The 12,209-nt window shown below is 37.9% G+C and carries 11 protein-coding genes; 5 read left to right on the plus strand and 6 right to left on the minus strand.

Annotated elements, in window-relative coordinates; all coding sequences use genetic code 11:
- The first annotated feature begins 1 nt into the window (after position 1).
- Entirely contained in the window at positions 2–2,890 is a 2,889-nt protein-coding gene (locus D1094_RS11985; RefSeq protein WP_118960339.1) for an insulinase family protein, read from the plus strand.
- A gap of 77 nt (positions 2,891–2,967) precedes the next feature.
- Positions 2,968–3,735 carry an SDR family NAD(P)-dependent oxidoreductase gene (locus D1094_RS11990; protein ID WP_182440171.1) on the plus strand — a complete coding sequence of 256 codons (768 nt, stop codon included), beginning with the start codon at positions 2,968–2,970 and terminating at the stop codon, positions 3,733–3,735.
- Positions 3,736–3,830: 95 nt separating this feature from the next.
- Here the strand turns inward: D1094_RS11990 and fre are convergent, their stop codons facing one another.
- The 4 genes from fre to trxA all read right to left on the minus strand — a co-directional run bounded on the left by fre (position 3,831) and on the right by trxA (position 7,989).
- The gene (gene fre, locus D1094_RS11995; protein WP_118960341.1) at positions 3,831–4,538 is read right to left on the minus strand and encodes an NAD(P)H-flavin reductase; all 708 of its coding nucleotides are present in this window, start codon (positions 4,536–4,538) and stop codon (positions 3,831–3,833) included.
- Between the two features lie 4 nt (positions 4,539–4,542).
- Complete coding sequence (gene ubiD / locus D1094_RS12000; RefSeq protein ID WP_118960342.1) at positions 4,543–6,045, minus strand: 4-hydroxy-3-polyprenylbenzoate decarboxylase; 1,503 nt, start codon at positions 6,043–6,045, stop codon at positions 4,543–4,545.
- A gap of 101 nt (positions 6,046–6,146) precedes the next feature.
- Entirely contained in the window at positions 6,147–7,406 is a 1,260-nt protein-coding gene (gene rho / locus D1094_RS12005; protein WP_118960343.1) for a transcription termination factor Rho, read from the minus strand.
- A 256-nt stretch (positions 7,407–7,662) separates the two neighbouring features.
- The gene (gene trxA / locus D1094_RS12010) at positions 7,663–7,989 is read right to left on the minus strand and encodes a thioredoxin TrxA (RefSeq protein ID WP_118960344.1); all 327 of its coding nucleotides are present in this window, start codon (positions 7,987–7,989) and stop codon (positions 7,663–7,665) included.
- Positions 7,990–8,155: 166 nt separating this feature from the next.
- Here trxA and rhlB point away from each other — a divergent pair, with 166 nt between their 5' ends.
- On the plus strand, positions 8,156–9,427 hold the full coding sequence (gene rhlB, locus D1094_RS12015) for an ATP-dependent RNA helicase RhlB (RefSeq protein ID WP_118960345.1): 1,272 nt from the start codon (positions 8,156–8,158) through the stop codon (positions 9,425–9,427).
- Positions 9,428–9,457: 30 nt separating this feature from the next.
- Positions 9,458–10,423, plus strand: coding sequence for a phosphatase (locus D1094_RS12020; protein ID WP_259337936.1), 966 nt, complete (start codon positions 9,458–9,460; stop codon positions 10,421–10,423).
- Here D1094_RS12020 and D1094_RS12025 read toward each other — a convergent pair.
- Positions 10,400–10,702: a hypothetical protein gene (locus D1094_RS12025; protein ID WP_259337937.1), complete on the minus strand. Its 303-nt coding sequence runs from the start codon at positions 10,700–10,702 to the stop codon at positions 10,400–10,402. The genes D1094_RS12020 and D1094_RS12025 overlap by 24 nt on opposite strands.
- A gap of 32 nt (positions 10,703–10,734) precedes the next feature.
- Complete coding sequence (locus D1094_RS12030; protein WP_118960346.1) at positions 10,735–11,337, minus strand: TetR/AcrR family transcriptional regulator; 603 nt, start codon at positions 11,335–11,337, stop codon at positions 10,735–10,737.
- 118 nt (positions 11,338–11,455) lie between these two features.
- On the opposite strand from D1094_RS12030, the gene D1094_RS12035 reads away from it, so the two are divergent.
- Positions 11,456–12,112 (plus strand): glutathione S-transferase family protein, encoded by a 657-nt coding sequence (locus tag D1094_RS12035; protein ID WP_118960347.1) that lies wholly within the window; start codon positions 11,456–11,458, stop codon positions 12,110–12,112.
- The last annotated feature ends 97 nt before the right edge of the window (positions 12,113–12,209 follow it).

Genomic DNA, 12,209 nt, shown 5'->3' on the forward strand with positions numbered 1-12,209 from the left:
TTTGAAATACTGGAACATTTCACTCTTGGTTGTTTTACTTTCAGCTTGTCAGCAAAGTAACCACATTAACCAACCTAACACTTCAGCAAATACTGTTGCCACTAATCCTGTTGAGCAAACAGGTATTGTTAAAAGTAAAAAAGATAGTCGACTATATCAAGCCATGATGCTTGATAACGGTCTTGAGGTCATGTTGGTATCAGACCCTTCAATCGAAAAGTCTGCTGCAGCATTAAGTGTTGCTGCTGGCTCTTTACAAGAGCCTGAGGCTTTCGGTGGGCTAGCACATTATTTAGAGCATATGTTATTTCTAGGTACAAAGACCTACCCTGACGTTAATGAATATAACGAGTTTATTAGCCGCAACGGCGGCAGCGAAAATGCTTATACCGAACTCGATCATACAAATTATATGGTGTCTGTTAATAATGATGCCTACGGTGAAGCGCTTAAACGATTTAGCCGATTTTTCTATGAAGCATTATTAGATGAACAGTATGCTGATAAAGAACGAAATGCGGTACATTCTGAGTGGAGTCAAAAAGGTCCCAACGATTGGGTGATTATGGGACAACTTGATGGTTACACACTCAACCCAGACCACCCTATTTCTCAATTTAACTGGGGTAACTTAGAGTCTCTAGCCGATAAAGATAATCAAAAACTTCAAGATTTACTGGTTGATTTTTATAACAAATACTACTCTGCAAATTTAATGAAAGCGGTCATGATCAGCCACTTACCACTTGCCCAGATGCAGAAATTAGCTAAAGATAATTTTGGTAAAATAACTAATAAAAACACTCCTAAACCAGTGATAACTAAGCCTGTCGCTCAATCAGAGCAGCTGAAAAAAATTGTTCATTATGTGCCGCAAACAGATATGAAACAATTACAGGTAAAATTTGTTATTAACGATAATTCTGAGCAATTTGCCGTTAAACCCAATTTTTATTTACGATATTTATTAAGCAATGAAATGCCTGGAACATTAGCATCAACCTTAAGAGAATTGGGCTATACCGAAAATTTATGGGCTAGCAGCAACCCAAGTGAATATGGAAATGCCGGTAGTTTTACTATTTACGCGACCTTAACCGAAACAGGTTTAAAAAACCGTAACTCTATTGTCGGTGCTATTTTTGATTATCTGGCGTTAATTAAAGCACAAGGTATTGATGCCAAATACTTCAAAGAAATTAAACAGTCTTTAAGTAACTCATTCCAGTTTAAAGAAAAAATTGATGATTATTCTTATGCCATGCAAATAGCGGCTAACTTACAAGATACACCAGCGAGTTACGTATTAAGTAGCGATTATGAATATCAACGCTTTAACAGCGCTGCAATTAATGCGGTACTTGAGCAACTAACCCTAGATAACGCACGTATTTTCTATATTGATAAAGCACAGCCAACCAACACAGAAATGGACTTTTTTGTTGGCAAGTATCAAGTAGAGTCGATTACCAAAGAGATAAGCCAACAATGGCAAAAAGCGAGTGAAGAGATTAACTTATCACTTCCTTCTCCTAATACCTTGATGCCTGAAAATTTCGATATTGAAACAGCTCAATATATTGATAAGCCTAAAACCTTAATCAATGAACAAGGGTTGAATGTTTACTTAGCTCATTCAAAGCATTTTACTCAACCTAAAGGCAGCTTCTCGGCTAATTTTAACAGTGGCTTTGATAAAGAATCTCCACGTAATCATGTGTTAGCAGCATTGCTTTCTGATGGTTTACGGATGGATTTAACTGCACTCAGCTCTGAAGCTTCAGCTGCTGGCATGCGTTTGAATGTAGGTAGTTATAATGGGCTTTATTTAACGGCAAGTGGCTTTACTAACAAACAGCAACAACTGTTAGCTAATGCTTATCAAAGTATTTTAAATTACCAGGTTAGCTCAGCTCAATTAGATAATTTAAAAGCCTCTTATATTTCTGGTATCGAAAGTAAACAAAAGTACATGTTATTGAACCAGTTATTTCCTCAATTCAATAAGATTGTTAATTTAGATGAATTTTCAGATACGTCATTGTTAGCAGAAGTTGCCAGTATTACACCAAACGAATTATTAACTTTTCGAGATCAACTACTGAACAAAGCCAAATTAAATATTTTTGCTTTTGGCAATTACAATGAAGAACAAGTCATAAAAACAGCTAAGTATTTAGAGAGTTTATTACCTAAATCTCGCCAAGTTTCTGATATATATTTCACAAAAACCTTTAAACCGACAAAAGGCACAGTGATCAATTGGCAGCAAGATGTCGATATGAATGACATTGCCGTGGGTGACTTCTATATGGCTCCTTTTGAAGTAAAGCAATATGCAGCCGCCCAAGTACTGCAAAAGGTATTGAAACCAGCATTATTTAATCAAATACGTACTGAAGAGCAACTCGCCTACTCTGTTGGCTTTTTCAGTCAAGCATTGCGAGAGCAAATACTATTAGGCTTTTATATTCAATCACCTGCGAAAGGTCCTGCGGCCGTTATTGATCGTATCGCCGCATTTCGTCACAATTTCACCACTGAGTTAGCAGAATTAAGCGCTGAAGAGTTTGATACTATTCGCAAAAGTGTTTTAATTTCTCTTACCCAGCCACCGAAAAATTTAGCCGAAGAGTCTTCTGCCTTCGTTAGTGACTGGCGCAAAAACAAGCTCAGTTTTGACAGTAAAGCCAAGTTAATTAGCGCAATAAAGTCTCTTGAGTTGGCAGACATTAAACATTTATACCAACAGCTAAACCAAGACAACGCTTTTGGTCGCGTTATGGTGCAAATGCGTGGTAAAAACTTTAAGGATCAACCCTTTGTTGAACCTGATAATGTTAAACAAATAACCGATGTAAATGACTTCCATCATTCAATATCACAATAATTGATTGAATGATTAAATGGCCAGTTTTCTGGCCATTTTTATTTAATACCAAGTCATTTTGCTATAAAAGGAAAATCATGAAACCGAAGACCTATATAATTACTGGAGCAGGCAGTGGCATAGGTGCTGCAATAAGTTTGCAGTTGGCGAACAAAAACAATGTGCTTATATTGCATACCAAACAAAACAAAGCAGGATTAACTGATATCGCCAAAGCTTGTGAAACACAAGGGGCAACGGTTTATTGTCAATTTGGCGATCTTGCTAATGCTGACACAATACAAGCTATTAAGGCAACCTTATCAACGTCAACAAAACACCTTAATGGCCTAATATGTAATGCGGGATTTCCTGATTGGCGTGACTTTAATGACCTTGATCAGCAAGGCCTCTTAGAATCCTACCAAGTGATTGCGCAAGCCAGTTTTAATTTATTAACGCAAGCCACACCTTGGCTATTAAAAGCTAAAGAAGAAACAGGCCAAGCTGGTAAAGTTATCGCGGTAAGTTCATTCTTAGCGCATAAATACATTGTTGGCACGAGTATTGTTCCTGCTTCTTCAATGGCTAAAGCTGCCCTTGAAGCGTTAATAAAATCCTATGCTGCGCAATATGCTAGCCAAGGAATAACCGCGAATATTATAGTGCCTGGCTATATTAAAAAGAACTCGCCTGATCATCAGCCACTGTCAGAGCAGTCTCTGCAAAGTATTTTAAACAGAATCCCTGCTGCACGCCTAGGAAAGCCTAATGAAGTTGCCGATTTATGCCAATTTTTATTAAGTGATAAAGCCCAGTATATTACTGGCCAACTGATTCATATTGACGGCGGCTTGTTACTTTAACTTCAATTGTTAGGCATGTCGTTAGGTAAAGCTCACAAAAAAGCCGCAAATAAACACTTGCGGCTTTCATTAGTTGTATGTTGGCACACTATATTTTAAATGAACGCAAAAGCATCCGCATACATATGGTCAAGTAAAGCACCATGAGCTACGAAGTCTGTTCTCACTGCGCCAACCATTTCAAAGCGACCCGCCAGATATATATCATAAGATTCAAGGCTACTAATATCTTCCATTACCGTTTTGTGTACTAAACCAGTTTTTCCTTGCCAATCATCCGTTGGATTCTCTACCACAGGAATAAACTTAGCATTAGGTAGTGAAGCGATAATGCTGGCTGTTTCTTCCAACTCATAACATGCACTTGCTTCCCTTACTCCCCAATAAACTGTGATTTGACGTTCAGATTTTTGCTCTGCAAGGTATTCAAACATCGATTTAATATAAGAAAAACCAGTTCCACCAGCTAATAATAGTAGCGGTCTATCACTATCTTCTCTCAATTGAGCTTGACCTAATGGAATCTCGATAGTCACAGAATCACCCGTGTCTTGACTCACTTTAACGCGATCTATTACTTGCATAGGGTAACTATCGGCGACAAAAGCGCCTATTTGCAATTCAATTAGCTCACTATTAGGTGAACTGGCAATAGAGAACGGTCGCTTATCTTCATCACTCATGACAAAGTTTAAGTACTGACCTGGTGCGAATGACACCTTTTCACTCGGTTTTAGTAAAACTTTATATACATGTTGCGTTAACGACGTTAACGATTGTATCTGACAACTGATTGTCTTCATTCAATTAACCTTCATTTTTTGTTGGTGACATAATATCTAAATCATTCCAAATATCATCAACATATTGTTTAACTTCTGGGGTCATTTCTATTGGAACCCCCCATTCTCTATCGGTTTCACCCGGCCACTTATTTGTTGCATCTAAGCCCATTTTAGAACCTAAGCCAGAAACTGGCGAGGCAAAATCTAAATAGTCAATCGGGGTATTATCAATTAATACGGTATCACGCGTTGGATCCATTCGCGTCGTCATAGCCCAAATAACGTCATTCCAGTCTCGCGCATTCACATCATCATCACAAACAATAACAAATTTAGTGTACATAAATTGTCGCAAAAACGACCATACGCCCATCATGACTCTTTTTGCATGCCCAGCATATTGCTTTTTGATGGTCACAACCGCTAAACGGTATGAACACCCCTCTGGCGGTAAATAAAAATCTTGAATTTCAGGAAACTGCTTTTGTAAAATAGGGATAAACACTTCATTTAAAGCGACCCCTAATATCGCAGGCTCATCAGGTGGACGTCCTGTATAAGTACTGTGATAAATGGCTTCTTTTCGCATCGTAACATGCGTTACGGTAAAGACAGGGAAATCATCAACTTCGTTATAATAGCCAGTATGATCACCATATGGACCTTCAGGTGCTAATTCATCTGGTGCTAAGTAGCCTTCAAGGATAATTTCAGCCGTTGCAGGCACTTCTAAGTCATTACTCACAGATTTACATACTTCTGTTTTTGCACCACGCAGTAATCCAGCAAAGGCATACTCTGATAGAGTATCTGGCACTGGCGTTACTGCCCCTAGAGTAGTCGCAGGATCTGCACCTAAAGCAACAGATACAGGGTAGTTTTCGCCAGGATTATTTTTCTTAAATTCTTGAAAATCTAAAGCACCACCACGATGAGATAGCCAGCGCATAATCACTTTATTCTTAGATAACAATTGTTGACGATAAATACCGAGGTTTTGTCGTTCTTTAAAAGGACCTTTGGTAACCGTAAGTCCCCAAGTTATTAATGGGGCGACATCGCCTGGCCAACAACTTTGAATAGGAAGCTTAGTTAAATCTACATCATCACCTGAAAGCACAATCTCTTGACAAGGCGCTTTCTTTACTTTTTTAACTGGCATATTAAGCACTTGCTTAAAGATAGGTAATTTATCTAATGCATCGCGAAAGCCCTTAGGGGGCTCAGGCTCTTTCAAAGTAGCTAATAATTTACCCACGTCTCTTAATGCACTGATTTCTGTTTGTCCCATCCCTAATGCCACACGCTCAGGTGTGCCAAATAAGTTAGCAAGTACTGGCATCTCAAAAGGGTTGCCATGCTCATCAACCGCATTTTCAAACAATAAGGCCGGACCTTTTGCTCTAAGTGTACGATCACTAATTTCGGTCATCGCTAAATGCGTAGAAATCGGTTGCTTGATACGCTTAAGCTGACCCATTGCTTCTAATTGTGTTATAAAATCTCGTAAATCTTTGTATTTCATTGCTTTAAAGACTATTTCAGTTAAATTAACTTAACGGGTTTTAACCTGCCCTAAACAAAAAAACCAGCCATAACGACTGGTTTTCCTCTGATATTCGTTTTTTATTTACGCTTCATCGAATCGAAAAATTCGTTGTTCGTTTTAGTCATAGCTAACTTATCAATTAAGAACTCAATAGCACCGACTTCATCCATCTCATGAACAACCTTACGTAATACCCACATTTTTTGTAATTCGTCAGGTTTAGTGATTAACTCTTCACGACGAGTACCACTACGATTAATATGAATTGCTGGGAATACACGTTTTTCTGACACTTTACGTGAAAGATGTAATTCCATATTACCCGTACCTTTAAACTCTTCGTAGATAACTTCATCCATCTTAGAGCCTGTTTCAACCAATGCAGTAGCGATAATGGTTAAACTGCCACCTTCTTCAATATTACGAGCTGCGCCAAAGAAACGTTTAGGTCTGTGTAATGCATTAGCATCAACACCACCCGTTAAGATTTTTCCTGAAGATGGAATAACGGTGTTATAAGCACGTGCTAAGCGAGTGATTGAATCAAGTAAAATGATAACGTCTTTTTTATGCTCTACTAAACGCTTGGCTTTCTCAATAACCATTTCAGCAACTTGTACGTGGCGACTCGCTGGCTCATCAAATGTAGAGGCGACAACTTCACCTTTTACTAAGCGTTGCATTTCAGTCACTTCTTCTGGACGCTCATCAATAAGCAATACCATTAATTCTGCATCAGGATGATTATGGGCAATACTTTGCGCAATATTTTGTAGTAATAACGTTTTACCTGCTTTTGGCGGAGCAACGATCAAACCACGTTGACCTTTACCAATAGGCGATGCTAAGTCTAATACTCGAGCCGTAATATCTTCAGTAGAACCATTACCACGTTCCATGGTAAGACGGTCGGTTGGATGAATTGGCGTTAAGTTTTCAAATAAAATCTTATTACGTGAGTTATCTGGACGATCGAAATTAACTTCATTCACTTTCAATAGTGCAAAATAACGCTCACCATCTTTTGGTGGACGAATCTTACCGTGAATAGTATCACCCGTTCTCATACTGAATCGACGAATTTGACTCGGTGATACATAAATATCATCAGGGCCGGCTAAATAAGAAGAATCGGCCGAGCGCAAGAAGCCAAAGCCATCTTGAAGTATTTCTAATACTCCGCCACCGAAAATATCTTCACCCTTTTTAGCGTGAGATTTTAAGATGGCAAAAATGATGTCTTGTTTACGACTACGAGCGAGGTGTTCTAGCTTCATAGATTCAGCTAAGCTAACTAAGTCGCTAATGGATTTTTCTTTGAGTTCAGTAAGGTTCATAGTGGGTTTTCTTAAACTATTTTAAGTGAATATGTTTAGGCGATTGCCAACATCTGTATTATTAATTTATTAAAATTAGAATTGGGGTAGAGATATGTATTTTTTACTCAGGTTTTAAATTTAGCATTAAAAGCTGAAGAGGTAAAGGCAGCATTAAAAATGTAAGCAAATATTTTTTACTCTGCTTTTTAAAGCGAGAGACATTATCAACAGACATTAAAAAAGCCCAGCAATTAATACTGGGCTTTTCATCATCTTATAGGTTTTTATCTAAAAACTCTTTAAGTTGAGTTTTTGATAACGCACCAACTTTAGTATCAACCATTTCGCCGTCTTTAAATAATAAAAGCGTTGGGATACCACGTACACCATATTTTGGCGGTGTACCAGAATTTTGATCAATGTTTAGCTTACCAACAGTTACTTTGCCTTCGTACTCATCAGCAATATCATCTAATACTGGCGCTATCATTTTACATGGGCCACACCATTCAGCCCAAAAATCAACTAATACTAAACCTGATGCTTGTAATACATCTGCTTCAAAACCATCATCAGTTAGCTGAACAATTTTATCGCTCATTTCTTTCTCCGTAATTTATAGCAATTCGCCATAATATTCTTAAATTAACAATAGTATACCCATTAGGATATTTATTGCCTATATTTTCCAACGTGTTTTTTAGTTTACTGGCCGATTAATTGGTTATTAATTAGTTATTAACTAACTAAGCTGTTAAACTAGCGCAATGAAAAAAACACATACAACTCAAACTAAATTCGCTGACCTAAATCTTGCCCCGCAAGTAGTGACCGGATTAGAGGCCATGGGCTTCGAATATTGTACGTCTATTCAGGCAAAATCTTTACCTGTACTTGTTCAAGGCACTGATATAGCAGGCCAAGCACAAACAGGTGAAGGTAAGACAATTGCTTTTTTAGCGGCTACTTTCCACCAATTATTGCAAAAAGAAGCACCTACTCATAACCAACCTCGCGCTTTGATTATGGCACCAACACGTGAATTAGCTATTCAAATTCACCGTGATGCTCTTGAGATGGCTAAAAGCACAGGATTACGCCTTGGTATTGTATATGGGGGCGAAGGTTATGAAAGTCAACGTTTAGAATTAGAACAAGGCGTAGATATTCTTATTGGCACCTGTGGTCGACTTATCGATTACATGAAACAAGGTGTCTATAATTTAAAAAATATTGAAGTCATTGTTCTTGATGAAGCGGATCGTATGTTCGATTTAGGCTTTATTAAAGATATTCGCTACATGTTCAATAAAATGCCGCCAGCAACTGAACGTTTAAGCATGTTGTTCTCTGCAACTTTATCATTTCGTGTTAAAGAGCTTGCTTTTGAACACATGAATGAACCAACCAGTGTTGAAGTGGCACCTGAGCAAAAGACTAATACACGAATTTCTGAAGAACTATTCTACCCTTCTAACGAAGATAAAATGGCGTTATTGCAAACGCTAATTGAAGAAGAGTGGCCAGAAAAAGCCATAATTTTTGCCAATACTAAGCACACTTGTGAAAAACTATATGATCACCTTATCGCTGACAAAATTCGTGTTGGCCTGTTAACTGGTGATGTTGCACAGAAAAAACGCTTAAAAATATTAGAGCAATTTACTGAAGGACACGTAGATATTCTTGTGGCTACTGATGTGGCAGCCCGAGGGTTACACATTCCAGCAGTAACACATGTATTCAACTATGATTTGCCTGACGATTGTGAAGATTATGTTCACCGTATTGGCCGTACAGGTCGTGCTGGTGAAACTGGTCATGCTATCAGCTTAGCGTGTGAAGGTTATGTATTTAATTTACCAGCGATTGAACAGTACATTGAACATCCTCTTCCAGTAAGCAAATATGATCATGATGCTTTACTGACTGATTTACCTAAACCAAAGCCAAGACAGCGTCGTCATAGACCAAATAGCCAACGTAACGGTAATCAAAACAGAAGAACTAATCAAAATCATCGACCTCGTAATAATTAAGCTTGCAATTGAGTGGTAATAGGTACAACAGTGACAGTAGATAATAATATTCCGCAGTATGATAATAGTCATTATGCTGTGGTTGATTTAGGCTCAAACAGTTTTCATTTACTTATTACCCAACTCATTAACGATGATGTTTATATTGTTAATAAAGTTAAACAAAAAGTGCGTTTAGCCTCAGGCTTAGACAGTCACAATATATTAAATCAAGAAGCAATAAGCCGAGGTTTAGATTGCCTAAGTCTCTTTGCTCAGCACCTAGCGAGTATCCCACCAAGTAACATTGTAATTGTCGCCACGGCTACTTTACGCATTGCAAAAAATGCACAAGATTTTTTGCAGGCCGCTAACCGTATATTGCCTCAACCAATTAATTTACTTTCTGGAGATCAAGAAGCGCACACAATTTATGCTGGTGCTTCTTGCACTAGCTCTTCGGGTTGCTCTCTTGATAATCGTTTAGTATTAGATATTGGCGGCGCAAGTACCGAACTAGTTGTCGGTAAAGGATGTTTGGCTACACAAGCCATTAGCCTCAATATTGGATGTGTCAGCTATAAGAAACAATATTTTGCTGACAACTTGCTGCATGAAGACAATTTCAATCGAGCGATTACAGCCGCCACAAAAGAAATAAATACCATCGCCCAATCATATATTCAGCAAGGCTGGCAAATAGCGATGGGAAGTTCTGGTACGATGCAAGCATTAGCAGAAATTTTAACTTACCAACAAGAAGAAGCCATTATTACCTTGACGGTTCTTGAGGATGTTAAAAGCAAATTGATGCATTGCCATCACATGGATAAGATTGAAATTTCAGGATTAAGAGCCGATAGAATACCCGTGTTAGCAAGTGGTTTGTGTATTTTAATCGCACTCTTTCACTGCCTTAATATTAAAGAGTTAGTGATCTCTACAGGCGCTTTGCGAGAAGGTTTGTTATTTTCTCTCTTACCAGAAAGAAATTCACTTACCTTGATTAAACAATAGCGTTCTAAAATAGAATACTGCTATAGGTATTTCTAGCAAGGCATAACTTAGTAAGGTAAACCAAAACCAATTCACATCAGTAAACAGTAAACTAAATATTTGCCCTGTCCCCCAGTATTTATAGCCTACAATCATTAAAGCAAAGCATGATGCTATTGTATCTAACCAAGCGACTTTGTTTATATCTAACCCCGCAACTTTTGGATAGATGGAAAAATAAGCGACGATAATAATAACAATGTTTAATACAATAATGGCTAGTTCAGCATCAATATTCACTTATTGCTCCTTGTTTACCCAATAAAACTTCATTATATGCCACCTTCTTCTTTTTCTTTTTCTTTTTCTTTGGCACATTGCTTTTTATTTATCGATGACGCCTTAACTGCACATTGACATGCCTGTAAAATCTCATCACTAAAGTCATTATTTTCTATTGCTCGAGCAATAGCTAAGCCACCAATCATCATCACTGAGTTTTGAATCGCTAGTTGTCTATCTTGTGTCAAATCCTGTGTCTGCTGGATAAATTTCTCAAAGATATCGGTGTAAGCCGCCCTTACAGTAGCATCTTGTTGGTTAATATCAGAGACAAGAAAAGCAAGTGGACAGGCCTGCTCAGTAATATCATTTATATGTTGAACACTTAGATAACTTAGCGCAAGTTGTTGTAAATCATTGCGCGTATTTGTTGATATTCGTTGTTGCGCTACTTTTGACGCCTTCGCTAGAGCTTGGGCATACAAATCGCTTTTTGATGAAAAGTGACTATAAAATGCTCCGCGAGTCATCTTGGCTTTTTCCATGACCTGATCAATAGAGACTTGCTCAAACCCTTGATGGGTAAACAACAAGGCTGCACTTTGTAAAATCTTATCTTTAGATTGCGCTTTATGCGTTTTATTCCATGCCATAGGCTTATCTCAGTATAAAAATAAATAATCTCACAAAAATAAAATATGTTCTTGAACATATTGTCAAGTACTCTACATTAGTAATCAGCTAAATAATACATTAATAAAAGGAATGGTTATGTCAGATACAGTTTTACAAATTTATGGACCAGACTTCTCTAACTTTGTGCGCAGCGTCGCGCTAGTTTGTGAAGAGAAGCAAGTACCTTATCAAACAGGCTTTAATGTTCATGGTGAAAAAGTGGAATATAAAAGTGAGCAGCACCTTCAGCTGCACCCTTTTGGCAAGCTACCGATACTAATCCACAATGATTTGGTATTACCTGAGACCGCAAGTATTTGTCGATATATTGATGCAAACTTTACTGGTGTTAAACTGCAACCTGAATCAGCACAGAGTAAAGCAGATCATGATGCCTTATGTGCTATTATTTCTATAGATATAGATAAAGCTATTGTTAGGGATTATTTACTTGAGTTTGTTTTTCCCAAAGGCGAGAACGCAACACCGCGCATGGATATGATTGAACAAGCTAAACCACAAGTTATAGCTGCCCTGTCTGTATTATCCAAAGAGATTAAACAGAGAAAACTGCTTGGTTCGACACAACTCTCTATTGCCGACGCACTCATCGCACCAATGATTCATTATCTTTCATGTTTACCGGCTCCACTTAATTTACTGATTCAATTTCCTGATATCGAGGCTTATTTAGCACATTTAATGACTCACGCTTCATGTCAGAAGATCCTTGTCGCGAAAGATCTAGTTTAATACCATACTCTGCAATCAATGCCTTGCCTACATGGATGTAGAGGTTTTTCGGTTATGTTTGGAGCATATAATCTGTACCTCTAAGCCTTCAAATTCT

The sequence above is a fragment of the Colwellia sp. RSH04 genome, from assembly GCF_003545765.1.
Lineage (GTDB): Bacteria > Pseudomonadota > Gammaproteobacteria > Enterobacterales > Alteromonadaceae > Colwellia.